Source organism: Lacticaseibacillus pantheris DSM 15945 = JCM 12539 = NBRC 106106, from assembly GCF_001311175.1.
In the GTDB taxonomy this organism is placed as follows: Bacteria; Bacillota; Bacilli; order Lactobacillales; family Lactobacillaceae; genus Lacticaseibacillus; species Lacticaseibacillus pantheris.
This window is the reverse complement of sequence record NZ_BBAI01000018.1, coordinates 22,558-49,545: the sequence shown is the minus strand read 5'-3', so window position 1 is coordinate 49,545 and position 26,988 is coordinate 22,558. Positions and strand designations below refer to the sequence as shown.

Annotated in this window: 8 protein-coding genes, 1 tRNA gene and 10 pseudogenes; 17 read left to right on the top strand and 2 right to left on the bottom strand. The window is 52.3% G+C overall.

Annotated elements, in window-relative coordinates; genetic code table 11:
• Window positions 1-328 precede the first annotated feature (328 nt).
• From trxB to eno, 16 genes and pseudogenes are all read left to right on the top strand, one after another.
• A pseudogene (trxB, locus tag JCM12539_RS07225) lies at window positions 329-1,278 on the top strand (thioredoxin-disulfide reductase).
• 267 nt (window positions 1,279-1,545) lie between these two features.
• Window positions 1,546-3,275, top strand: a pseudogene (locus JCM12539_RS07220) (phospho-sugar mutase).
• A gap of 180 nt (window positions 3,276-3,455) precedes the next feature.
• Entirely contained in the window at window positions 3,456-4,100 is a 645-nt protein-coding gene (locus tag JCM12539_RS07215; protein WP_054650348.1) for an HD domain-containing protein, read from the top strand.
• 177 nt (window positions 4,101-4,277) lie between these two features.
• Window positions 4,278-6,281: an excinuclease ABC subunit UvrB gene (uvrB, locus tag JCM12539_RS07210; protein ID WP_054650346.1), complete on the top strand. Its 2,004-nt coding sequence runs from the start codon at window positions 4,278-4,280 to the stop codon at window positions 6,279-6,281.
• Between the two features lie 69 nt (window positions 6,282-6,350).
• Window positions 6,351-9,202, top strand: a pseudogene (gene uvrA / locus JCM12539_RS07205) (excinuclease ABC subunit UvrA).
• A gap of 576 nt (window positions 9,203-9,778) precedes the next feature.
• On the top strand, window positions 9,779-10,318 hold the full coding sequence (locus JCM12539_RS07200) for an HdeD family acid-resistance protein (RefSeq protein WP_054650344.1): 540 nt from the start codon (window positions 9,779-9,781) through the stop codon (window positions 10,316-10,318).
• A gap of 192 nt (window positions 10,319-10,510) precedes the next feature.
• A complete protein-coding gene (gene rapZ / locus JCM12539_RS07195) occupies window positions 10,511-11,383 on the top strand; it encodes an RNase adapter RapZ (RefSeq protein ID WP_054650343.1) in 873 nt (290 codons plus the stop codon).
• Window positions 11,380-12,417: pseudogene (gene mgfK / locus JCM12539_RS07190) on the top strand (gluconeogenesis morphogenetic factor MgfK). Before rapZ ends, mgfK begins: the two are co-directional and overlap by 4 nt.
• A gap of 4 nt (window positions 12,418-12,421) precedes the next feature.
• Window positions 12,422-13,368: pseudogene (gene whiA, locus JCM12539_RS07185) on the top strand (DNA-binding protein WhiA).
• A gap of 95 nt (window positions 13,369-13,463) precedes the next feature.
• Window positions 13,464-13,535: transfer RNA gene (locus JCM12539_RS07180), tRNA-Arg, on the top strand.
• 198 nt (window positions 13,536-13,733) lie between these two features.
• Entirely contained in the window at window positions 13,734-14,324 is a 591-nt protein-coding gene (gene clpP, locus JCM12539_RS07175) for an ATP-dependent Clp endopeptidase proteolytic subunit ClpP (protein ID WP_054650341.1), read from the top strand.
• Between the two features lie 436 nt (window positions 14,325-14,760).
• Entirely contained in the window at window positions 14,761-15,789 is a 1,029-nt protein-coding gene (locus JCM12539_RS07170; protein ID WP_054650339.1) for a sugar-binding transcriptional regulator, read from the top strand.
• Between the two features lie 51 nt (window positions 15,790-15,840).
• Window positions 15,841-16,865 (top strand): annotated as a pseudogene (gene gap, locus JCM12539_RS07165) (type I glyceraldehyde-3-phosphate dehydrogenase).
• A 172-nt stretch (window positions 16,866-17,037) separates the two neighbouring features.
• Window positions 17,038-18,227 (top strand): annotated as a pseudogene (locus JCM12539_RS07160) (phosphoglycerate kinase).
• Between the two features lie 57 nt (window positions 18,228-18,284).
• Window positions 18,285-19,038 (top strand): annotated as a pseudogene (tpiA, locus tag JCM12539_RS07155) (triose-phosphate isomerase).
• Window positions 19,039-19,123: 85 nt separating this feature from the next.
• Window positions 19,124-20,433, top strand: a pseudogene (gene eno / locus JCM12539_RS07150) (phosphopyruvate hydratase).
• A 312-nt stretch (window positions 20,434-20,745) separates the two neighbouring features.
• Here the strand turns inward: eno and JCM12539_RS07145 are convergent.
• Window positions 20,746-23,079: a glucosaminidase domain-containing protein gene (locus tag JCM12539_RS07145; protein ID WP_054650337.1), complete on the bottom strand. Its 2,334-nt coding sequence runs from the start codon at window positions 23,077-23,079 to the stop codon at window positions 20,746-20,748.
• Window positions 23,080-23,568: 489 nt separating this feature from the next.
• Window positions 23,569-25,653, bottom strand: coding sequence for a LysM peptidoglycan-binding domain-containing protein (locus JCM12539_RS07140; protein WP_156302125.1), 2,085 nt, complete (start codon window positions 25,651-25,653; stop codon window positions 23,569-23,571).
• 499 nt (window positions 25,654-26,152) lie between these two features.
• On the opposite strand from JCM12539_RS07140, the pseudogene JCM12539_RS07135 reads away from it, so the two are divergent.
• Window positions 26,153-26,807: pseudogene (locus tag JCM12539_RS07135) on the top strand (MIP/aquaporin family protein).
• Window positions 26,808-26,988 lie beyond the last annotated feature (181 nt).

Genomic DNA, 26,988 nt, shown 5'->3' with positions numbered 1-26,988 from the left:
ATGCTCAAGCTCAAAAATTCGTGGGAGGCCGGCACGGCCGGAGCGTGCGGGTGTAGCAATCTACGGCGTAGGGCACGTAAGCTGCAGTCCCAAAGCCACCCACGCGTTCGTACCCACCCAACCTTCGACCTCCGCGGAGCACCCCACGTAAGCCGCAGCTCACCGTCCCGACCTACGCTGCTGTTCCCAACACTGGTTTGCTCCGCTCTCTAACATTTATTAGCCCGAGGCATGGGCAACGACTTTACTTTTTGGTAGAATGCATGTATATTAACGTTAGCAACTTACAAAACGTAAGTGGAATTACTAAGGGATAGGGATGAAACGCATGGCAAAGGAATATGACGTAATTATTATCGGTGCGGGCCCTGGTGGGATGACCGCCGCCCTGTACGCTTCACGGGCAAACCTCTCCGTGTTGATGTTGGACCGTGGTATTTACGGCGGCCAAATGAACAACACGGCTGCGATTGAGAATTACCCGGGGTTTACCTCCATTCTCGGTCCCGATTTGGGTGAAAAGATGTACGCCAGCGCCACTAATTCTGGCGCCGAGTACGGTTATGGCAACGTCACTAGCGTTGAGGACAACGGTGACACGAAAACCATCCACACTGACGACGGTGATTACACCGCCAAGCAGTCATCATTGCTACGGGTGCGGAACACCGTCATGTTGGCGTACCCGGCGAGGATGACTACGCCGGTAAGGGTGTATCGTACTGTGCCGTGTGTGATGGTGCCTTCTTCAAGGATGAGGACGTCGTCGTGGTCGGCGGTGGTGATTCCGCAATCGAAGAGGGTGTTTACCTGACCCAGATGGCTAAGAGCGTGACGGTGATTCACCGCCGCGACCAACTGCGCGCACAGGCCATCCTGCAGAAGCGCGCCTTTGCTAACGACAAGATGAAGTTTGTGTGGAACGCTAACTTTGAAGAAATTAAGGGTGATGGCGACGCTATTACCAGTGTGCGATACAGCGACAAGGTTACGGGCGAGGACCACGAGCTGAACGCCAAGGGTGTGTTCATCTACGTGGGGATTAAGCCCATGACGGATGCATTTGCTGGTTTGGGTGTGCTCGACGACAATGGTTGGGTGATTACTGACGACCAGATGAAGACGAGTGTACCCGGCGTCTTTGCTATCGGTGATGTTCGGGCGAAGAACCTGCGTCAAATTGCTACGGCAGTTGGCGAAGGGGGCCTGGCCGGTCAGGGCGCTTTCACCTACATCCAGGACTTAGCGGATAAGGACTTGGCGGCAACCGCCCAGTAGGAATACCGCCCAATATACAGACGTTTAAAGGTTGGACCGTTTTATGACGGGCCAACCTTTTTTTTGTTGGTGTGGCCTTCAACGGGTGGTTAGTGCTACCATTGGTATATACCAATGGTAATGGTCAAACTGTATTTCGATTTCATTAAAAAAAAGCGTTGTGGGCACAAAGCGGCGTTACGAAAGCGGATTCATCTGGTATGATAAGGATGTTGTCATTTCAGTTGGCGGTTAGACGTCACTAATACGAAACGAGGTTGGGATTCAATGAGTTTTGAAGATACATACAAATTGTGGGCGGCGCAGGATCACCTGTCGCCGGAATTGCGCGCGGACATGACCCGGTTGGCCAAAGACGATGAGGCTCGTGAAGACGCCTTTGCGGTACCGATGTCCTTTGGTACTGCCGGCATGCGGGGGACTTATGGTGCGGGGATCAACCGCTTCAACGAGTACACCGTTGCCCAAGCAACTGCAGGCCTTGCGCGTTACATGGATGAGTTGGGGGATGACGCAAAGCAGGCTGGGGTAGCCATCAGCTTTGACTCCCGCCACAACTCCGAGATGTTCGCGCACGTCGCAGCCCTCGTACTGGGCGCCGTGGGTATCAAAACCTACGTATTTGACAGTTTACGGCCAACGCCGGAGCTGTCATTTGCGGTGCGTGACCTCCACGCCTTTGCCGGTATCATGATTACTGCCAGTCACAACCCTAAACAGTACAACGGCTACAAGCTGTACGGCGCTGACGGTGGGCAGCTGCCACCAGAAGCCTCAGATAAAATCACCACTTACGTACGTAAGGTTACCGACTTATTCAGCATTGAACGCGCGAACGAGTCAGACCTGCGTGCCAGTGGCTTGATGCGGTTGATTGGTGAGGATGTTGACCAAGATTACCTGGACAACGTGGCCACGGTCACAATTAACCATGATTTGGTTAAGCGTGTGGGCGCTACGATGAAACTGGTCTACACGCCACTTCACGGTACCGGTAAGTTCCCCGTTATGCGTTCGTTACAACGGGCTGCTTTGCCAACTTCAGTATGGTGAAGGAACAGGCCATCTATGATCCCGAATTCATTACGGTGACCCACCCGAACCCAGAGTTCCCCGAGGCTTTTGACCTGTCCATTCAGGAAGGCCGCCGCATCGGCGCGGACCTGCTCATCGCCACTGACCCCGACGCGGACCGTCTGGGCGCCGCGGTACGAATCGGCGATGACTACCACCTGTTGACCGGTAACCAAATTGCTAGCCTCTTGTTACACTACATCCTTGAGGCAAAGAAGCAGGCGGGGACGCTGCCAGCCGATGGCGCGGTCATCAAGAGTTTCGTCTCTACGGAACTGGCCGACAAGATTTGTGCTGACTACGGCGTGGAAATGATTACGGTAGAAACCGGGTTTAAGTTCATTGGCGATGCTATCGCCGGCTTTGAACAAAATCACGACCACACCTTCCTCTTTGGCTTCGAGGAAAGCTACGGTTACCTGATCAAGCCGTTTGTTCGGGACAAGGATGCCGTTCAGTCAACGTTGCTGTTGGCTGAAGTGGCTGCGTATTACCAGGAACAGGGCAAGACGCTGGCTGATGGCCTCCACGACCTGTACGAACAGTACGGTTACTTCTCCGAACGGACCACGTCGCTTGAATTCACCGGGTTAACCGGGCCAAAGAAGATGGCGGCACTGATGACGAAGTTCCGTGAGGAGGCCCCAACCGACTTTGCGGGCACGGCAATCGAGCGGACGGAAGACTACCTGAGTGGTCAGGCCCGTACGCAGGCGGGGGATACAACCACCCTGACTTTGCCACAATCCGACGTGTTGAAGTACTACCTGACCGACGGCACCTGGATTGCCATTCGGCCAAGCGGGACGGAGCCCAAGGTTAAGTTCTACATTGGGGTCCAGGGTGACAGCGAGCAGGCGGCTAACGCTAAGTTGGCCAGCTATGCGGATGCGCTGCACGCCTTTGCGGCTGATGCTGAATAAAAATTGATGTTGATAGTCATTGGGCCCTGCTTTGCGTGGGGCCCTTTTGCTACTCTGGGGCGCACTAATTGATCCGCGAATAGTAATTAGCGATGCGGTGTGTTATCCTATGAGGCAATTTAGCTGTGGGACTGGACGCAGAGAGTATACTAGAGTGGTACGGATAGAGGAGGGACAAATATGGGGTTACATCAATACATTACGGGTTTGACGAACCTAGAAACTTTGCGGCGTGCACCCGGGTTCTTCAAGTACGAGGAGCACAGTGTGGCCGCGCACAGTTTCAAAGTCGCGTCCATCGCCCAGATGCTGGGCGATATTGAGGAACACGCCGGCAATCAGGTCAATTGGCAACGGCTCTACGAAAAGTCGCTCAACCACGACTACACAGAACGGTTCATTGGTGACATCAAGACGCCCGTCAAATACGCGACCAAATCGTTGCGTTCCATGTTGGCTGACGTTGAGGAGTCAATGACGGAAAACTTTATTGTTGGTGAAATCCCCAGTGAGTTCCAGGATACGTATCGTCGCCGTCTGGGCGAAGGCAAAGATGATACCCTGGAAGGCAAGATTCTGAGCGTAGCCGATAAGGTGGACCTGATGTATGAAGGCTTTGGCGAGATTGAGAAGGGTAATCCTGAGTCGGTCTTTCTGGATATATACCGTGAGAGTCTGAAAACCATTTTGCAGTTTCGTGAGCTGGCGTCCGTGCAGTATTTCTTGGACCACATTCTGCCGGACATGTTGCACGAAAACTTTGCGGATAAGAGCCACCTCAAGGCCATCACCGCGGAGACAATTGCGCAGGTGGAAGCAGACTAGCGAAAGTATGTTCGCTATGCTAAAATAAGTCCAGAGTATTAGGGCACCAATAGTTTGGCTAAGTAATAGAGCGTGGCGTTAGGGCATCCTGCCGCGACGCTCTATTTTTGCCGTTGGTGGATAAAAATAGTTATCCGCGCACAATTTATTGACGGGTACCGTGAGGAGGAAGTTGTCATGGCAGAACAAAACGAGCAGGTATTTGACTTACAGTCGCCATACAAACCTGCGGGGGACCAACCGCAGGCCATTAAGCAACTGGTCGATGGCTTCAAACGGGGCGAAAAGGAGCAGATTCTACTCGGCGCTACCGGGACCGGGAAGACGTTCACCATGAGCAACGTCATTGCCCAGTTGAACCGCCCGACTTTGATCCTATCCCACAACAAAACGTTGGCTGGCCAGCTGTACGGTGAGTTCAAGGAATTCTTCCCGAACAACGCGGTCGAGTACTTTGTGTCTTACTATGATTACTACCAACCCGAAGCGTACGTTCCGAGCTCCGATACCTACATCGAGAAGGACTCCTCCATTAACGATGAAATTGACCAACTGCGGCATGCGGCGACCAGCGCGTTGCTGGAGCGGCGTGATGTCATTGTTGTGGCGTCGGTTTCGTCCATCTTTGGTTTAGGTGACCCCAAGGAGTACTTTGACCACTTGATTAGTTTGCACCCTGGCTTGGAGATTGACCGTAACGCGTTGTTGCGCAAACTGGTGGATATTCAGTATGACCGCAACGACATCGATTTTCAGCGCGGGCGCTTCCGCGTTCGTGGTGACGTGGTGGAGATCTTCCCGGCCAACACGGACGATCACGCCATCCGGGTTGAGTTCTTTGGGGATGAAATTGACCGAATTACCGAAGTCGACGCGTTGACCGGTGAAGTGCTGGGTACGCGCGACCACGTGGCAATTTTCCCGGCCACCCACTTTATGACGAATGAAGACCAGATGGAACGGGCGATTGACAGCATCAGTGCGGAACTCGATGCGCGACTCAAGGAGCTGCGTGATGGTGGGAAGCTGCTGGAAGCTGAACGTTTGGAGCAGCGCACCAACTACGATATTGAAATGTTGCGGGAAATGGGCTTTACCAGCGGGATTGAAAACTACTCGCGGCACATGGACGGCCGCAAGCCTGGTGAACCACCATATACACTCCTGGACTTCTTCCCGAAGGATTTTCTGATCATGGTCGACGAAAGCCACGTGACCATGCCGCAAGTGCGGGGGATGTACAACGGTGACCGCGCGCGGAAGCAGGTTTTGATTGACTACGGGTTCCGTCTGCCTAGCGCGCTCGACAACCGGCCGCTGAAAATTAACGAGTTTGAGCAGCACGTCAACCAGATTTTGTACGTCTCGGCGACGCCCGGTCCGTACGAAATGGAGCGCGTACCCGAAAAGGATGTTGCTGAGCAAATTATTCGGCCGACCGGGTTGCTGGATCCTACTATTGAAATTCGACCAATCATGGGTCAGATTGATGACCTTGTTTCCGAAATCAACGTGCGGGTCGAGAAGCACGAGCGGGTCTTCGTCACGACTTTGACCAAAAAGATGGCCGAGGACCTGACGGACTACCTCAAAGAAATGGGCATCAAGGTCAAGTATTTGCATAGCGACATCAAGACGCTGGAGCGGACCCAGATTATCCGGGATTTGCGTTTGGGTAAGTTTGACGTTCTGGTCGGGATCAACCTGTTGCGTGAAGGGATCGACGTGCCGGAAGTATCGTTAATTGCCATTCTGGACGCGGACAAGGAAGGGTTCCTGCGCGCCGAGCGGTCACTGATTCAAACAATTGGTCGTGCCAGCCGTAACGAGCATGGTAAAGTCATCATGTATGCCGATAAGATGACTGACTCCATGGAGGCGGCGATTAACGAAACCCAGCGGCGACGGACGATTCAAGAGAAGTTTAACGAGGACCACGGCATTACACCGAAGACCATCGTGAAGCCGATTCGTGACGCCATCAGCGCGGTTGCGAAGTCGACGGATGATGATGCGGGCAAGAGTGTGACCCAGGTGGATATGGAAGACATGTCCAAAGAGGACCGGGCAGAGCTGGTGAAGAACCTACGCGAACAGATGCAGCAGGCCGCCAAGAAGCTCGACTTTGAACAGGCCGCTAGTCTGCGTGACACTATTCTGGAGCTCGAGGCCGCCAAGTAGGGTCGCGGTGCAAGACGTCGTATGGTGGGTGCGTTACGCCCCCCGGTAAAATATATAGAGGTAAATAACTTGGCAAATGATCAAATTGTAATTCACGGTGCACGTAGTCATAACTTAAAGGATATTGACGTGACCATCCCCCGGGACAAACTGGTGGTGGTTACCGGCCTGTCGGGGTCGGGGAAGAGCTCGCTGGCCTTTGATACGCTGTATGCCGAAGGGCAGCGGCGCTACGTTGAAAGCTTGTCTTCATACGCCCGGCAGTTTTTAGGGCAGATGGATAAGCCCGACGTCGACTCCATTGATGGCCTTTCGCCCGCAATTTCGATTGACCAAAAGACCACGTCGAAGAACCCGCGGAGTACCGTGGGCACGGTCACCGAAATTAACGACTACCTGCGCCTACTTTGGGCTCGTGTCGGTACGCCGATTTGTCCGAACGACGGCACGAAGATTGAAAGCCAGTCGGTTGAACAGATGGTCAACCGGGTGATGGCGTTGCCTGAGCGTAGCCGCATTCAGGTGATGAGTCCGGTGGTACGGCACAAGAAGGGCGCGCATAAAAAGGTCTTTGCCAAGATTCAACGGGAAGGTTATGTCCGGATGCGGGTCGACGGGGAGATTGTTGACGTGGACCCCCAGTTTGAGCTGGATAAGAACAAGTTCCACGATATTGATATCGTGGTTGACCGGATTGTGGTCAAAGACGAAGTTCGCTCCCGACTGTTTGATTCCCTGGAATCCGCGCTACGGCTGTCAGACGCTACGCCAACGTTGACGTCATTGACGGTGAGCCGCTCATCTTTTCCGAGCATTACTCATGTCCCATCTGTGGATTCTCTGTTGGCGAGGTTGAACCGCGACTGTTTAGTTTCAACGCGCCGTTTGGTGCTTGCCCAGTCTGTGATGGTCTGGGTGAAAAGTTGAACGTGGATATCGATTTGGTGGTCCCTGACCGTAGCCTGACCCTGGAACAGGGGGCAATCGCGCCGTGGAACCCAATTAGCACGCAGTATTATCCCAACCTGTTAGCGCAGGCGTGCGCGGCCTTTGGCGTACCGATGGACGTCCCGTTTGATGACTTAACGGAGGCCCAGCAGAACATCGTTTTGTACGGTAACGGTGATCAGACTTTCCATTTCCACTACGAAAACGATTTTGGTGGTGTGCGTGATTTGGACACCACTTTTGAGGGTGTGGTCAACAACATTGACCGGCGCTACCACGCCGACAACAGCGCGTTCAACACGGAACGGATGCGCATGTACATGACCGCTTTGCCGTGTCCATCGTGTCACGGTAAGCGGCTGAACCGTGCCGCCCTGTCCGTGAAGGTTGAGGGTGAGGACATCGCCGAGGTTAGCGACTTGTCCATTAAGGACGCCCTGCCATTCTTTGAGCACATTACTTTGGGCGAGCAGAACACCGTCATCGCCCAGCCGATTGTCAAAGAGGTGGTCGATCGTCTCACGTTCATGATTAACGTCGGGTTGGATTACCTCACGCTTTCCCGTGCAGCCGGCACGCTTTCTGGTGGTGAGGCCCAACGTATTCGGTTAGCCACGCAAATTGGCTCGAACCTATCGGGTGTACTGTACGTCCTTGATGAACCATCCATTGGGTTACACCAGCGGGACAACGACCGACTCATTCGGTCACTCAAAAAGATGCGCGATTTGGGTAACACTTTGGTTGTGGTGGAGCACGACGAAGACACCATGCGGGCCTCGGATTACATCATTGATATTGGCCCTGGCGCCGGCGAAAATGGTGGCCACGTCATGGCCGCAGGTACGCCGGCGGAGGTCGAGGCTAACCCGAAGTCCCTGACAGGACAGTACTTGTCGGGTGCCAAATTTATCCCCGTACCAACTGAGCGCCGGAAGGGCAACGGCGAGCAGATTACAATCAAAGGTGCTAAGGAACACAACCTGAAGAACATTAACGTCAGCTTTCCACTGGGCAAACTGGTGGCCGTGACGGGGGTGTCTGGTTCCGGTAAGTCGACTTTGGTGAACAGCATCCTGAAGCGGGTGCTCAAACAGAAGCTGAACCATAACTCCAATAAGCCAGGTACTTACCGTTCGGTGACCGGTTGGGAAAACCTGGAAAAAGTGGTGGACGTTGACCAATCACCTATTGGTCGGACACCGCGGAGCAACCCGGCGACCTATACGGGTGTTTTTGATGACATTCGGGGGCTGTTTGCGCAGACGAACGAAGCCAAGCTCCGCGGGTACAAGAAGGGGCGTTTTAGCTTCAACGTCAAGGGTGGCCGTTGCGAAAACTGTAAGGGTGACGGGATCATCAAGATTGAGATGAACTTCCTGCCTGACGTTTACGTACCGTGTGAGGTTTGTCATGGTCGCCGGTACAACTCCGAAACGCTCGAAGTGACCTACAAGGGTAAGAACATCTCGGAAGTCCTCGACATGACGGTCAACGAAGCGGTGCAGTTCTTTGCGCCGATTCCGAAGATTGCGCGGAAGTTGCAGACCATCGTTGATGTCGGTTTGGGCTACGTCACTTTGGGTCAGTCGGCGACGACTTTGTCCGGTGGTGAGGCGCAACGCATGAAGTTGGCGAGCGAATTACAGAAGAAGAGTACCGGTAAGAACTTCTACATTCTGGACGAGCCCACCACGGGGCTGCACACGGACGATATCGGCCGTTTGATGGGTGTCCTCCAACGGTTAGTTGATGAGGGCAACACGGTGCTGGTGATTGAGCACAACTTGGACGTAATTAAGTGCGCGGACTGGGTGATTGATTTGGGCCCTGAAGGTGGGGATGGCGGTGGTACCGTCGTTGCCACCGGTACGCCAGAGGATATTGCGGCGGTCAAGGAGAGCTACACCGGCCAGTACCTCGGACCCATGCTGGAGCGCGATAAGGCCCGGGCGGGGTCAAAGGCAAAGTAGCGTTGGCAACTGCAGTTGAATAATGATAGTGGCGGGTGCGATTCGGTGGAATCGGAACCCGCCACTTTTTGGATTTTGGGGGCGGAGCGCGGAGGTTAGTGCGATGGTTGCGAGGGACTGGGGGCGGCTTGGGGTGGGGCTGTGTGTTCAAACGAGTGTAGCTTCACAGAAAGCGACACGGAAGTTATTAGCACCAAAAGCACAACTGTACACTCACGGTAAATTGCTGGGGATGCTGCGGCGCTCCTGCGTTAGTCGTGCTTATTAAAACGAGCTCCGCAGGCCAGAAAGCGACATATAAGCAGACCCGAACAAGAATCCAAGAGCGGGATTCTCGTCCGGGTCTGCTTATACTCTGCTTTCTAAACGGCCTGCTGCGCTCTCTGTCTTCTAAACGAGCTCCGCCCCGCAGAAACCGACGTATAAGTAAAACCGGACAAGAATCCAAGAGCGGGATTCTAGCCCGGTCTTACTTATACTCTGGTTTCTAACCGCGGGGCTGCGCTCTCTCTTGCCTTTTCCCCCCAATACCTGCACAATGCTAGTAAAGGCAAAAGGTAAATTGGAGGGATCGTTATGTTCAACACACGCAGGGCCTGGGGCTTCGACTGGGGCGAATTGCTTACCGGGGTACTATTCATTGTCGCGGGCGTCTTCTTTATCCGTCATCCGCAAATTGGCTTGGTTACTTTGACGTTGTTATTTGCTAGCATCGCTATTATTCGGGGTATCACCATCCTGGCCGGTTTCACCCACCTGCGGGAATTTAATCCCCGCCTCTCGTGGTTGTCACTGCTCTCTGGTGTGATTGACCTCGTTCTGGGAGTTCTGTTTCTGTTCAACGTGCCCGCCGGTATTGCCGGCCTAACCGCGCTGTTCGCCGCGTGGTTCCTCATCGATTCGGTCACCAACTTACTGAACGTGGGGCACCTCCGCGGCTTCGGGATGGGTTGGATGCTTGTTTCCATTATTCTGGACGTACTGACGCTATTCTTCGCGCTGTTGCTGTTTATGCAACCAGTGCTGGCCGCCGTCTCCCTGGCCAGCATCGTGTCCATTTATCTCATCATCTTTGGGATCAACGCCATCGTGGTGGCGTTTGCCCGGGCCCGTTAGTCAAAATTAATGTGAATTCGGCCACCATCCGTAGGGTTAATACTGACGGGTGGTGGCCTTCTTGTCGCGTTAATTATTCGGTTGCACTAACTGTTATGGGTGCGCTGGCCGCGAGTATTCCAGTAGTCACGCGGTTTATTTGGTATACTATGGGACGGATAGATACGGAGGAAATGAACTTGGCAGAAAAAAATGGAAATTGTCATCATTTCGGGGATGTCTGGTGCCGGCAAGACGGTGGCCATGCAAAGTTTCGAGGACCTCGGTTACTTTTGCGTCGATAACATGCCGCCAGCATTGATGCCTAAATTCTGGGAGTTAATGCAGCAGACGGGTAAGGTTAGCAAAGTCGCGTTGGTTGTCGACCTGCGGAGCCGCGCATTTTACGACCAGATGGGTGACATTCTCGTCGACATGCGCGATAAGCCGGGGTTAACGCTCCGGATAGTCTTTCTGGACGCTACCGACAGCGAGTTGGTTTCACGGTATAAAGAGACGCGGCGCTCCCACCCGCTGGCAATGGACGGACGCCTCATGGACGGCATTACCAAGGAGCGGGATTTATTGGCTGACCTTAAGCACCACGCCGATATTGTCATTGATACGACCACGATGACGCCCCGTGAGTTGCGGGAGCGGCTCTTCACGGAATTTAAAACGCAGAAGCAGACCACTTTCCACGTTGAGGTCATGAGCTTTGGCTTTAAATACGGTTTGCCCATCGATGCGGATATCGTGATGGACGTGCGGTTCCTGCCGAATCCTTTCTACATTCCCGAACTGAAGCAGCACACGGGATTGGATCAAGGTGTATATGATTACGTCATGGGTAACCCGTTGGCCGAGCAGTTTTACCAGCAATACGTGACGATGCTGGATACCATCATGCCGGCGTACGTCAAGGAGGGTAAGACCAGCCTGACGATTGCGATTGGGTGCACGGGTGGCCAGCACCGCAGCGTCGCCTTTGCCCGCCGGATTGGGGAGCACCTCAAGGAGCAGTACACTGTGGACGTATCGCACCGGGACGTGCATAAACACAAGGAGGGGGTGAACCGGTCATGAGCGAAATAGAGTCAAAGTTACGCGTGATTCACGGTCGCCGGCCCAAAGTCGTTGTGATTGGTGGTGGGACTGGTTTGCCGGTCATCGTGAAGAGTCTCCACGAGCAAGATGCGGACGTGACGGCGGTGGTAACCGTCGCGGATGATGGTGGTTCGAGCGGCGTTATTCGTAACTACATTAACGTGGTGCCGCCTGGCGATATCCGGAACGTGTTGGCTGCGTTATCCGAGCAGCCAGATTTGTACCTCGACCTGTTTCAGTACCGCTTCAAAAGCGATGACGCGTTTTTTTAGCGGCCATGCGTTGGGCAACCTGATTATCGCTGCTCTGGCTGAGATGCGCGGCGGCGTCTTTGGCGCGGTACAGGAACTGAGTAAGATTTTAAAGGTCGACGGCCACGTCTACCCCGCAAGTAAGCAGGCGTTGACGCTTAATGCAGAGTTTACTGACGGGACTACGCTAGCCGGTGAGGCTGAAATCACCGCCGCCGGCAAGCACATTCGGCGCGTCTGGGTAACCCAAACCTATGAGGCCCCGCGCACGGTGAGACACCGGCAGCGGAGCCAGAAGTTGTTCAGGCCATCATGGATGCCGACGTGGTGGTCTTAGGACCGGGTAGTCTGTTCACGAGCATTTTGCCGAACCTGATGATTCATAATTTAGGGGACGCGGTCCTTAAGACCAAAGCCGAAGTGATTTATATCGTCAACATCATGACGCAAAAGGGTGAGACTGAGGGCTTCACGGACGCCGATCATGTCCGCGTATTGGAGCGTCACCTGGGGAAGAAGTTTGTGGACACAGTTTTGGTGAACATTGAACCGGTGCCAGCAAACTACTTGGATCGCGATCGGTACGTGGAAATATCCACGCCGGTGCAGTCTGACTACGCGAGTTTGCGCTCGATGGGCTGCCGGGTTATTTCCTCCGACTTTCTGGAGTTACGCGATGGGGGCGTGTTCCACGATGGGCGGAAGGTAGCAACAGAAATCTTGAACCTAGCTTTGCAGGTGGGTTCGCAGCGAAGGGGCTGATCCCGTGGCAAGTTTTGCCAGTACGGTTAAGAAGGAACTAACGCAACTTGAGGTGCACCCGGAGCACGCCAAGGCGGAGCTGTCCGCGTTAATTCGTATGAACGGAACGCTGACGATTATTCGGCACCAGCTGGGGTTGGACGTCGTGACTGAAAATCCGGCCATCGCTCGTCGAATTTATTCGCTCATTAAGCAGGTCTATCAGCAAGAGGCTACGCTTAGTGTACGACGTAAGATGAAGCTGAAGAAGAATAATCAGTACGTCGTGCGGTTGGTGCAAGGGGTACAGCCCATGTTGCAGGATATGGATATCCTTGATGCGACGGGGTTAACCATTAACACCGCTGTGTCACCAAAAATTACTTCGGAGCCGCAACGCATGCGGTCGTATTTGCGCGGGGCCTTTCTGGCCGGGGGCTCCGTCAATAATCCCGAGACCAGTAGTTACCACCTGGAAATATATTCACTCTATGAGGATCATAACGATGACATTCTGGCGATGATGAACCACTTTGATCTCAACGCGCGTGCGGTGCAGCGGCGCAGTGGCTATATTGCTTACCTCAAAGAGGCGGAAAAAAAATTGCCGACTTTCTCAACGTTGTGGGTGCGACGAACGCCATGTTGAAGTTTGAAGACGTCCGGATTATCCGCGACATGCGTAATTCGGTCAACCGGCTGGTGAACAGTGAGACAGCCAACCTGAACAAAATGATTGATGCCGCGCAACGGCAGATTGAGAACATTAATTTTCTGGAGGAACGCGTGGGACTGGATAACCTGCCGCCACGCTTGCGTGAAACGGCCACTTTGCGCCTCGCTCATCCCGACGTATCGCTACAAGAGTTGGGCGAAATGGCTCCGGGCGGTGTCATTTCAAAATCGGGAATCAACCACCGGCTACGTAAGCTTAACGAAATGGCGGACCGGGTTCGTAACGAAGGGGCTTAATCGCGTAGAGTTGTGGTTTTTGATTTATGAGCAACTTAATTGCAATACACGGTTGCATTTTGCTTGTTTGTTCGATAATATAGTTAAGTACTTTTGCGCGGTTAGTGTAATGGATCGCACGTGAGATTCCGGTTCTCGAAATCCGGGTTCGACTCCCGGGCTGCGCAGTATAGAGGTATTTAACACAAGGTAGTACAAAGAAAAAAGTCCGCGCAATCGGGCTTTTTTTTGTCGCACAATCCATCACTTCGCAAGTACAAATTTTGCGTACTAAACGTTTGACCTTTGCTGACGTTTAGTGTAGTCTTAGCACTGTATTCCGATTAGTGCTAAAATAAAGGTTATCAACCAAAGGGGGACAAACCATGCTTGTACCTACAGTTATTGAGCAAACTAGTCGTGGCGAACGCGCCTACGACATTTATTCCCGTCTGTTAAAGGACCGGATTATCATGCTGTCTGGTGAAATTAACGACCAGATGGCAAATTCCATCATTGCACAGTTGCTGTTCCTGGATGCCCAGGACAACACGAAGGACATTTACCTGTACATTAACTCACCAGGTGGGGTCATTACTTCCGGGCTGGCAATTTTGGACACGATGAACTTCATCAAGTCTGATGTTCAGACCATCGCTATCGGCATGGCCGCATCAATGGCCAGCGTATTGTTGGCATGCGGGACGAAGGGCAAGCGCTTTGCCTTACCTAACTCCGAAGTTCTGATTCACCAACCATTAGGTGGTGCACAGGGCCAGCAAACCGAAATCGAAATTGCCGCACAGCAAATTTTGAAGGCTCGGGAAAAGCTGACTAAGATGTTGGCTGATGCTTCTGGCAAGGACATCGAAACGGTCCGTGCAGATACTGAACGCGACCACTACCTGTCCGCTCAGGAAGCGAAGGATTACGGTCTGATTGATGACATTCTTATCAACAAGAATAACGATCAGTAGTAGTCACGGTTAACAATCCACTTGTGGGTTGTTAGCGCAGGGCACCGCTCATTGGCGGTGCTTTTTCTTTGCTCACTATTTGTTGTTAGGGACGCTGAGAGACCCGCTTGGCGGGAATTGACCAATTATTAAATCAGCATTAGTGGTTGAACGAACTTCAAAATGGCAAAATGGCCGATTAAGCCCCCACTTGTACCATTAAACACGAACTATTTTTTTGAATATGGGGACAAAGTTTACGTAAAGACGAATCTTTGCGTGTTTATGAGCGGCTTTGACCGGCAAAAGCTTGATTATGGTGGCGGGCGTGCTATAATAATAATCGTTGGTAAGGAGAGCGGATACAGACCGGTAATCCTTAATTTTTTTTGCTAACGATGGGTCATAATTTGGGCCTATTGGACGCATAACGTCCCACTCGAAGAAGGAACGCATAATGAACTCAGAATTCGCATGGCTGGAATCAATCGCCCCCGATATGGTCGCGATGGTGACGAAACGCTATCAGATTCTTCAGTACGTTAGTTGGATGGAACCGGTGGGGAGACGGTCACTTGCCGACCAGATGCACGTATCGGAACGAATAATGCGCACGGACATTGATTTTCTCCGGCAGCAGGGGCTCCTGGACAGCTCGAAGAGTGGTGTGGTGATGACCGCACGGGGCCGGGACGTCTTTGCAAGTATGGATCAATTCATGAACGAGATGCTGGGAGTTCAGGACAGCGAGAAACAGTTGGCTGAACGCTTGGGTATCGACCATGTACTGATTGTGCCGGGGGATGCTGATCAAAGCGCGCGGGTGCTTGACGATATGGGCACGGCGCTGGCACAAACGATGCAACTCATGTTGCCCTTGGGCGAGCAGATTATTGCCGTCATGGGTGGCACCACGCTTGCCCGTGCGGCCAGTCGGATGAATTACCAGCTGTCTGCGGGGCGGGAGTTAACCTTTGTCCCTGCTCGTGGCGGTGTAGGTGAGACGGTTGCCATTCAGGCCAACTCAGTTGCGGCGGCGATGGCACAGTCGACCGGCGGCACTTACCGGGTGTTGTACATCCCGGAAAATGTGAGTGCGGAGACCTACCAACCATTGTTGAATGAGCCGAGTGTTAAGGAAGTTTTAGCACTCATTGACAAGAGCTCCGTAGTCATTCATAGTGTAGGGGAAGCGTTAGCAATGGCGGAACGCCGACGTATGTCGGATGATATTCTGCAGAAGTTGCGCGACCATCACGCGGTCGCCGAAGCATTTGGAACTTTCTTTGATGCGAATGGCAGCGTGGTTTACAAGATCCCGAAAATCGGTTTGAGAATTAAGGATCTTGATCAGATTCCGTACGTCTTTGCTATTGCTGGTGGGCAAAGTAAGGCCCAAGCAATTCAGGCGTACATGCAACACGCACCCAAGCAAACGTGGCTAATCACGGATGCGGGTGCTGCACAATCGATTTTAATGGGTTAGACGCCCTTTAAAATAAAACTTTTTTTATTTCCTAAAGGAGGAAATTTTGGCATGACTGTTAAGATTGGTATCAACGGTTTCGGCCGTATCGGCCGTTTGGCTTTCCGTCGGATTCACGAATTGGGTGCAAAGTCCAGTGATATTGAAGTTGTCGCTATCAACGACTTGACTACTCCAGCACTGTTGGCACACCTTCTGAAGTACGACTCAACCCACGGTACTTTCCCTGGCGAGATCAGTGCTACTGACCACTCCATCGTTGTAGATGGTAAGGAATACCCTGTTTACGCTGAACCAGACGCAAACAACATTCCTTGGGTTAAGAACGACGGTGTTGACTACGTCCTTGAATGTACTGGTTTCTACACCTCCGAAGAGAAGGCCCAGGCCCACATCAACGCTGGTGCAAAGCGTGTCCTGATTTCTGCTCCTGCCGGCAAGATCAAGACTATCGTTTACAACGTAAACCACGACACTCTGTCTGCTGACGACCGGATCGTTTCTGCTGGTTCTTGCACGACTAACTGCTTGGCACCTATGGCTTACTTCCTGAACCAGGAATTCGGCCTTGAAGTAGGTACTATGACTACTGTCCACGCCTACACTGGTACTCAGAAGCTTCTGGATGCCCCTGTACGTGGTGGTAACAAGCGTGCTGCACGTTCTGCTGCCTACAACACTATTCCTCACAGCACTGGTGCTGCCAAGGCTATCGGCCTGGTTATCCCAGAACTGAACGGCAAGTTGCAGGGTCACGCACAGCGTGTTGCTGTTCCTGATGGTTCCCTGACTGAATTGGTTTCTATCCTTAAGACTAAGGTTACTGCTGACGAAGTTAACGAAGCTATCAAGAAGCACACTGTTGACAACCCATCCTTCGGTTACAACGAAGACGAAATCGTATCTTCGATGTTATCGGTACTACTTACGGTTCCATCTTCGACCCAACCCAGACTGAAGTTACCACTGCCGGTGACTACCAGTTGGTTAAGACGGTTGCTTGGTACGACAACGAATACGGCTTTACTTGCCAGATGGTTCGTACCCTGCTTGCCTTCGCAAAGCTGGCTGACTAATTTAATTTAGTCGCGCGTTGCGATAAATAAGCAACACCGCACTGCCGAGAGCGGAGGGAGGTTTACTCCCTCTGCTTTCTTTTTTTTCGGTACGGGTGGTGTATGCACGTCCGTAGGCGACTGCGGACGGTACTTAAAATAGTTAACTAATATATTTAGGAGGCTTTATCTCGTGGCAAAATTGATTGTTTCTGACCTTGATGTCAAGGGCAAGAAGGTTCTTATCCGCGTGGACTTTAACGTGCCGATTAAGGACGGTAAGATTGGTGATGACAACCGTGTTGTTGCCGCTCTGCCAACTATTCAGTACGTAATCGATCATGGTGGCAAGGCTATTCTGCTTTCCCACTTGGGCCGTATTAAGACTGAAGACGACAAGGCTAAGTTGAGCCTGCGTCCAGTTGCAGAGCACCTGGGCGACTTGCTGAAGAAGGACGTTACCTTTGTCCCAGCTACTCGCGGTAAGGAACTGGAAGACGCTATCGACAAGATGAGCGACGGCGACGTTCTGGTTATGGAAAACACCCGTTTTGAAGACTTGGACGGCAAGAAGGAATCCGGTAACGACCCTGAATTGGGCAAGTACTGGGCTAGCCTGGGCGACCTGTTCGTTAACGACGCCTTTGGTACTGCACACCGTTCTCACGCCTCCAACGTGGGGATTGCGTCCAACATGCCACAAACGGCTGCTGGCTTCCTGATGGAAAAGGAAATCAAGTTCTTGGGCGACGCCGTTCAGAACCCTAAGCACCCATTCGTTGCCATCCTGGGTGGTGCCAAGGTGTCTGACAAGATTGGTGTTATCCGTAACCTCGTACCTAAGGCTGACAAGATTATTGTTGGTGGTGGTATGACTTACACGTTCTACGCAGCTAAGGGTCTGAAGATTGGTAACTCCCTGGTTGAAAAGGACAAGATTGAACTGGCTAAGCAGATTATGGAAGAAGCCGGCGACAAGCTGGTTCTGCCTGTTGACAACGTCATCGTTAAGGAATTCAACAACGATTCCCCAGCACAGACGGTTGAAGGCGACATTCCTGATGGCTACATGGCCGTTGATATTGGTGCCAAGTCGATTGACCTGTTCAAGAAGACACTTGATGGTGCCAAGACTGTCGTTTGGAACGGCCCTATGGGTGTGTTCGAAATGAGCAACTTTGCTAAGGGTACTTACGAAGTAGGTAAGGCTCTCGGTGAATTGAAGGATGCAACTACGATCATCGGTGGTGGTGACTCGACTGCCGCTGCTAAGGAATTGGGCATCGCTGACAAGATCACCCACATTTCCACTGGTGGTGGTGCTAGCTTGAATACCTGGAAGGTAAGGAACTGCCAGGTATCGCTGCTATTTCGAACAAGTAGGACTAGTGTAGCCGTCACAGGCGGCGACACGTTCAAGCGAAAGGAAGTTTTACATCCATGCGTACCCCAATTATTGCCGGTAACTGGAAGATGAACAAGAACCCTCAGGAAACCCAGGAGTTTCTTGAAGGTATCAAGGGCAAGCTGCCAGATGCTAGCAAAGTAGAAACTGTTATTGCTGCACCAGCCATTGACCTGAACGCTTTGACTTGGTTCTCCAAGGACGAGCCCCTCAAGACTGCGGCTGAAAACTGCTACTTTGAAGATGAAGGTGCCTTTACTGGTGAAACCAGCCCTAAGGCCCTCTCCGAAATGGGCATTGATTACGTTGTGATTGGTCACTCTGAACGTCGCCAGTACTTCAAGGAAACGGACGAGGATATCAACAAGAAGGCTAAGGCCATCTTCCGCAACAACATGCTCCCAATTATCTGCTGTGGTGAAACGCTGGAACAGCGCGAAGCCGGCGACGCAGAGAGTTGGGTTGCAGGTCAGATCAAGGCTGCCCTTGACGGTTTGTCTGCTGAACAGGTTAGCTCCCTGGTAATTGCCTACGAACCAATCTGGGCAATTGGTACTGGTAAGACCGCTACGGCCGACCAGGCCCAGGAGATGTGTGCACACATCCGTAAGACGGTTGCTTCCCTGTACAACGAACAGACTGCTGAGAACGTTCGTATTCAGTATGGTGGCTCCGTTAAGCCTGCTAACGTTAAGGAACTGATGAGCAAGGAAGACATCGACGGCGGTTTGGTCGGTGGCGCTTCCATGGACAGAAAGCTTCTTGGCCCTGGCTCACTTCCAAGACTAATTTTCGGTTACGACCCGGTAATGCCTCGACTAAGTGTTACCGATTAGTTAAAATGTAGTCATACTCAGAAAAGGAGACAATATACATGTCTATCATTACAGATGTTTATGCTCGCGAAGTCTTGGACTCCCGTGGCAACCCAACTGTTGAAACTGAATTGTACACGGAAGACGGTGGCTTTGGCCGCGGTATGGTTCCTTCCGGTGCTTCCACTGGTGAACACGAAGCCGTTGAGCTGCGTGACGGTGACAAGGACCGCTTCGGTGGCAAGGGTGTACTGAAGGCCGTTGCTAACGTTAACGACAAGATTGCAAAGGCTGTTATCGGTATGGACGTTACCGACCAGCGTGCAATCGACCAGGCCATGATTGACCTGGATGGTACTCCTAACAAGGGCAAGCTGGGCGCTAACGCTATCTTGAGTGTTTCCCTGGCTGCTGCTCGTGCAGCTGCTGACGAACTGGGCCTGCCATTGTACGAATACCTTGGCGGTCCTAACAGCTACGTGCTACCAACACCAATGATGAACGTTATCAACGGTGGTGCACACTCCACTAACACGATTGACTTCCAGGAATTCATGATCATGCCTGTTGGTGCCAAGACTGTTCGCGAAGCCATCCGTATGGGTTCCGAAACATTCCACGCACTCCAGGCACTCCTGAAGTCCAAGGGTGACATCACTTCCGTCGGTGACGAAGGTGGCTTTGCTCCTAACCTGAAGGACAACGAAGAAGCCTTCGAAATCCTGGTTGAAGCCATCAAGAACGCCGGCTACAAGCCTGGTGAAGATGTTGCCTTGGCCTTTGACGTTGCTTCCTCCGAATTGTACGATGCTGAAACTGGCACTTACGTTCTGCGTTGGAGTGACCCAGACAAGCACTACACCACTGACGAATTCATCGACTTGATCGCCAGCTTCGTTGACAAGTACCCAATCGTTTCCATCGAAGACCCATTGGATGAAAACAACTGGGAAGACTGGCAGAAGATCACCGCTAAGCTCGGTGACAAAGTTCAGTTGGTCGGCGATGACCTGTTTGTAACGAACACTGACTACCTGAAGAAGGGTATCGACATGGGCGTTGCTAACTCCATTCTGATCAAGCTGAACCAAATCGGTACTTTGACTGAAACCTTCGAAGCAATCGAAATGCTAAGGAAGCCGGCTACAGCGCCGTTGTTTCCCACCGTTCCGGTGAAACTGAAGACTCCACGATTGCCGACCTGGTTGTTGCTACTAACGCGGGTCAGATCAAGACTGGTTCTATGAGCCGGACTGACCGTATCGCTAAGTACAACCAGTTGATGCGGATCGAAGACCAGCTTGGCAAGTCTGCTAAGTACCGTGGGATCGATTCCTTCTACAACGTTAAGAACTTGAATGTGAAGTAGTCTCAGACTTCATCACTGATTAATCCTTAACGACTGCGCCCCGTCACCTAAATGGTGACGGGGCGCTTTTTTTATGCAGAGAGTTAGTGCTTTAGCAGATACTCACTGATACTCGGGGCACCCGCTGAGCGTGTGCGAGAGACTGTAGTGTTTACTGGTTTCACCGTAGTCAGATCGAGCGGGATATGTACCATGTCCTGGGCCCTTCGCCTAGAAACAGGGGTGTCAATGCTTTAGCACGGCCAAAAAAAAGCCACGTCGCTCAACGACGTGGCCAAACATGATACAAGATTATTAAACTAATGTAATGAATTAATCGTCCTGACGGCGTTTCTTGTTAATAGCACCAAGTCCGAAGAGGGTGAGGAAGACCCCAACGCCGGAAAGGGCCGCAGCGCGATTCGTATCGTCGTTAGTCTGGGGGTAAGTTGCTTGGGATGAACGACTGCTTGTCTGAACTACCTGAGCAGACGGTCCGTCCGTGGATTCAGGTTTCTTGTTGTCCAACTGAGAGGTGGTGTCGCCCTGCGTGCCACTTTGCGTCAGAGGCTTAACTGCGGGAGCGCCGGTACCATCAGTAGCTTTGTCTGTTGCTTTACTACCAGCACTAGAGGCCGCAGAGGAAGCCGGTGTCTTATCCGTAGTGTCTGTTGCGGACGATGGTGCTTCGCTGGACTGTGATGCGGCCGCACTACTAGTTGGTGTCGTGCTTGCTGCTGAATCGGAATCAGTAGACTTGGCTGCGTCGGACGTAGTGGAAGTTGCGTCAACGAAGATGCGTACTTGCGGTGTGACGGCTGCAGCCGGAGTCACGCTCGTCTTTGCGGTTGTGGCGGTCGGTGTAGTCGACGTTGTCGTTGCCACGGTCGTAGTCGCTACCGCTGTCTTAGCAGCGGTAGATGGTGCGGTTGCCGCTGCTTTGGTGGTCGTGGCCGCGCTAGAGGGAGCAGTAGTAGCGGCGTTCGTGTCTTGCTTGACCAAGAGTGAATCGCCCGGGTGAATCAGGTTGACATTTTGGATGCTGTTTAACTGGGCCAAGGTGGCAACCGTCGTGTCAAACTGGTTCGCAATTCCTGACAGTGTATCACCGGACTGTACCGTGTAATAGTTACCATTGGTTGAGCCATTGCCATTACCAGAACCTGCTGCACCGGTACCGCCATTAGTAGCGCTGTTAGTCGCCGTGTTGGCACTCGTACTGCTGGTTGCGTGGCCGGACACGCTGTTACCGCTCAGGGCGATGCTATCCAAAGCAGTGAGGTTGTACATCTCAATTAGTCCAATCAGTGACTGGGCGTATGTTGGGGCGGTTGCGTACCCGTCGGCCTGCAAATCTTTGGCCACTGATCGGTAGTCAGTGTTACCAATCAGGTTGTTGTACCGTGAGTTGTCCTTAAGGAAGGCACCGTGATCTTCAACACTATCAGAGTTGTTGGCGTAGGCCCGGAAGTAGTCGTTGATTGTCACGTACTGGCCGTTAACGTATTCCTGAGTAGGGTAGTTAACTTTGGCACCAGTCCAGCTAGGGTCAGCCTTAATACCAAAGAGGTTGTGTGCCTGTGTGGAAAGGGAGGAGGAACCCCAACCACTTTCCAAGATGGCCTGGGCTACCGTAACGGACGGTAGTACCCCGTACTTTTGCCAACCTGCAATCGCACCAGATTCGACGCTCTCAATAAAGTCTTGGAGCCGATCCGTTGAACTGAATGTCGGTTGTGCTGCGGTGACAGCATCCGCAACTGCTACGACCGTTTGTGCTTTGCCAGTAGCAGCATAAGTCGCAGCGGCCGCTGACTTGGCGGCATCAACGACGCTAATGTCGCTGGTGACGACCGTAGTCACGGTGCTGCTAGTCGCATTGCTTGAATCTGCACTAGAAGCCTGGCTCTTGGCGGCACTGGACTCAGTAGTAGCCGTTGAGCTAGAAGCTTCGCTGGAGCTAGCGCTAGAAGCCTGGCTCTTAGCAGCGCTGGAATCAGTAGTAGCCGTTGAGCTAGAAGCTTCACTGGAACTAGCACTGGAAGCCTGGCTCTTAGCGGTACTAGAGTCAGTAGTAGCCGTTGAGCTAGAAGCTTCGCTGTAACTAGCACTGGAAGCCTGGCTCTTAGCGGCGCTGGAATCAGTAGTAGCCGCTGAGCTGGTTGCTTCACTGGAGCTAGCGCTAGAAGCCTGGCTCTTAGCGGCACTGGACTCAGTAGTAGCCGTTGAGCTAGAAGCTTCGCTGGAGCTAGCGCTAGAAGCCTGGCTCTTAGCAGCACTGGACTCAGTAGTAGCCGTTGAGCTGGTTGCTTCGCTAGAGCTAGCGTTAGAAGCCTGACTCTTTGCATCACTCGTAGCGGTGCTGGTAGCTTCGCTTGCAGCGGTGCTAGAACTAGCGCTGGTGCTAAGGCTATCGTTGGTCGGGTCCGTAGTGGCGGCCGCGGCACTGCTACTGGTTTCGGCGTTTGCTAGTGTGCTGGTACTCGTTGCAGCGCTAGAAGCACTTGTAGTGGTGGCCGCGCTGGCATTGTTGGTGTGCGCACTAACCTGATTGAGTCCGAGTCCGCTAGCAACAGCCAAAGCTGCGGCGATAGTTGATGTAGTGGCAATAACGTTCTTGTCGGGGACGTGCGCGTTCCCAGTGAATGCGTGTTTATATTTCTCCATGTGGATTTCCCTCCTCAACTCATTTCGCGTAGAAATAGTCAAAGTAATTGTACAACATCCAGTCGAATCACGTTAGCACTTTCTTAACTTTTCTGACCAAATGGACCGTCCCAATTTATTGGTGGTCACTTGTGTTCCGTATTTCACAACCATATTGTTTTTTTAAAACATTGAATTGGCGGGGATATCTCGACCAAACGTACGTTTTGGTCCGCGCGCGCGTAATAATTAATGGCAATATTACAATTTAATTACAGATTTTCATGGCCAATTAATTTGTTCGTTTTTAGCGTCTTTTTACGGGTATATCAAACTCTTATTGATTGTGTCTAGATGTGTTATTGCCATCAACAATCCCCTGAACGCAAGTCCAAACATTCGTAAAAAAAATACACGTTCGGTCCAGTAGAAGCCCTCCGAGGAAAGTCTACTGAATCAAGCGTGTATTTTTATTCTTTAATTAGGCATGGACAGTTGGTACGCCTGGTATTACTTAATGCGCAAGTTTTGGCCGACGATAATCAAGTTGGTATTAGTAATATTGTTAAGGCTGGCCAAGCGGCTGACGGACGTGCCGTACTTCGTAGCAATCGCGCTCAGCGTGTCGCCGGATTTGACGGTGTAGGTTGTGGTGGTCGTGTTGTTGGTCATCGTCGAGGTGGTACCGCCACGGACCTTCAATTGCTCGCCAACAGTGATCAGGTTCGCATTGCGAATGCCGTTGCTGGCGGCCAAGCTGGCAACCGTGGTGTCATACTTTGCGGCAATCGCGCTCAGTGTGTCGCCGGACTTGACCGTGTAGGTTACGCCAGTACTGGTATGGGTGGTGTTACTAGTTGTCACCGTGCTGGTACTGGTTGAACTTGTACTCGTCGTGGTTCCGCGGCTAATCACCAGGTCTTGGCCGACGTGAATAAGGTTAACGTTACTGATGCCGTTCAACGTGGCGATAGTGTTAACAGTGGTGCCAAACTTACTGGCAATCGCGCTAAGCGTGTCACCGGCTTTGACCGTGTAGTTTTGCCCGTTCGTACTGCTCGTTGAATTGGTGTTGGTGGCCGTCGTCGTGGTTGCCCCTTTGGTCACCAGTAGTCTCTGCCCAACCATGATGAGGTTGGCGTTACTGATCCCGTTCCAGGATGTCAAAGTGGCGACGGTGGTTCCGTAGCTAGCCGCGATTGCGCTGAGCGTGTCGCCTGACCGCACGGTGTAATACGTGTCCGTGGTACTAGTGCTACTCGTGTTGGCTGTGGTGGTTGAGCTACTCGTACCCCTTTGAACGAGCAGGACGTCACCAACGTGAATCAAGTTGGGGTTGCTGATACTGTTGAGACTGGCCAAAGTGGCAACCGTGGTACTGTACTGGTCGGCAATTGCGCTGAGCGTGTCGCCAGACTTCACGGTGTAATACACATTCGTGCTTATCGGCCCCGTACCAGTACCGCCATTAGTCGCGGTGTTCGTGGATGACGAGTTGCTGCTACTGTTGGCGGGGTGACCACTAATAGTTTCATTATTAAACGCAATCGTGTCGAGCGCAGTTAATTTATATTGTTGAATGATACTCAGCAACGAGCTCGCGTATGCTGGATCCGTCGCGTAGCCATCACTTTGTAAGTCGTTAACTACTGACGCGTAGTCTGTGTTGCCAATAATGTTGCTGTACCGTGAGTTTTCGGCGAGGAATGCGCCGTGGTCCTGAACGCTGTCAGAATTCGTGGCGTACTCACGGAACTTGGCGTTCACGGTCACGTATGCACCATTAACGTATTCCTGGGTCGGGTAAGTAACGTAGCTTCCCGTCCAACTAGCATCGGCTTTGATACCAAAGAGGTTGTGCGCCAAAGTTGACAGAGAGGATTTACCCCAGCCACTCTCCAAAATGGCTTGTGCAGCCGTGACTGACGGTAACACGCCATATTCTGACCATCCCGCGATGGCACCGTCCTCGATGCTTTCAATGAATGCTTGCAGGCTAGCAGTTGAGCTGAAAACCGGTTGGCTAACCGTGGTACTGGTAGCGGTTGTTGCGGAGATTGCGACCACTTCCTGACTAACCCCGGTTGTAGCGTAAGTGGCTGCTGCTGAAGACTTAGCGGTGGTCAAGGATGTCGCGTCGCTCACCGTGGTGACAGCGACGCTACCACTGGATGCGGTGTTATGAGTGGAAGTTGCGGCACTACTCGTTGCGCTGGAGGCCGGACTAGTAGTGGCGGTGCTGCTGGTAGCGGCTGTCGTGGCAGTATCGTTCACACTAACACTACTGGTTGTCGGCTTGGTTGTGTTGTCGTCAGCGCTACTGGCGGCCGGGGTGTTTGTGCTGTTGGTAGCGGCACTACTGCTGTCAGGGACGTTTGCGCTAATGGCAGCGGAACGATCACTAACCGTATCGGTGTCACTGGTGGCCGTCGAGGCAGCTTGGCGGCTGTCCGCACTACTGCTAGTAGCTGACGTCTCACTAGATGTGGTGTCACTAGTAGCTGCGGCCGCGGTACTACCACTGTCCGCAGCTGAGCTGGCGCTACTACTTGTAGCTGTGGAAGTAGCGGCACTACTATTTGACGCAACCCGCAAAGTAGCACTGGACCCCGTTTCGGTTCCTTGCTCGTGCTGGCCTTGACGGTGTGAGCGGTGGTGGATTTGAATTGGCTAATGCCACTGGCGAGGGTGAATAGGGTAGCTAGGGCGGTAGTAGTCGTGACTACCTTACGTTGGCCGTGGCTATTTTGACCATGCTTATTAAAATTGCTGTGTTTATATGACGGCATATTGGCCTCCTAAATAAAACTGCTTTTGTGAATGGTTAACATTATTTGTAAGAATTATATTTTTATATTAAGTCATCATGCCATTGTCCCGCTAGGCTTTTGGGGCAGACTTAATTTATTACTGGGGTTATCGTTAGCCGGGCGTGGCAAACGATTCTTTGCACGCGAAAACACGTGCGTCAAGTGTAACGCAATAAATAACGCCGAATTCCTTGTAGTGACCCAGTGTAATCCGCTATGATATATGTATATGCAATCACAAATTGCAATTATTGTTTCATTGAGCTTTGGAAGGAGTGAACGTTGTGCGTAAATATACGGCAGAATTTCTTGGAACTTTTTTTATTGGTGTTAATTGGTACCAGTGCGGTGGTAATCGCTAACGGCAAGGTTTTGACTATTGCCCTCGCGTTTGGGTTGGCCATCACGATTTCGGCGTACGCCTTTGGGGGTATCTCCGGCGGCCACTTTAATCCAGCTGTGACGACGGCTATGCTGATCAACAAGCGGATGAGTGGCAAAGACGCAGTGGGCTACATCATCGCTCAGATTTTTGGCGGGATTGTGGCCAGCGCGTTTGTGGCTTTGTTCGTGAACGCGTTAGGACAACCAGTTAGCAACCTGGGCCAGACGGACTTCACGGTCATTGACCCGTGGATGGCGATTGTAGTTGAAGCGTTGATGACGTTCTTGTTCGTTCTCATCATCCTCAACGTGACAAGTGCCGACCATGGCAACGGACAGTTTGCTGGTTTGGTGATTGGTGTCAGCCTGGCGCTGTTCATCATCGTTGCTTTGAACCTCACTGGCGCTTCGCTGAATCCGGCCCGTTCAATCGGCCCAGCGCTGTTTGCGCAGGGGAATTCGCTAGGCGACCTGTGGGTTTATATTTTGGCACCAGAAGTCGGTGCGGTGCTTGCAGCCTTTGCTAGCCGGTTTATGGGCAGTGAGCAAAAGTAATTACTGCTGACAGCGAATAATTGTTCCAATAGATGATGGGCGTCACTGTAACGGGGATGCCTATTTGTTTGCGGTCAAACATCCTCTAAGACCGGGGTGCTTGATGTACTTGCGCGGTGATTCTGGTTGACGGCTCTGGCCGTACTGGCGGGGTGACTCCGGTTGGAGGGCTGGTCCCGCG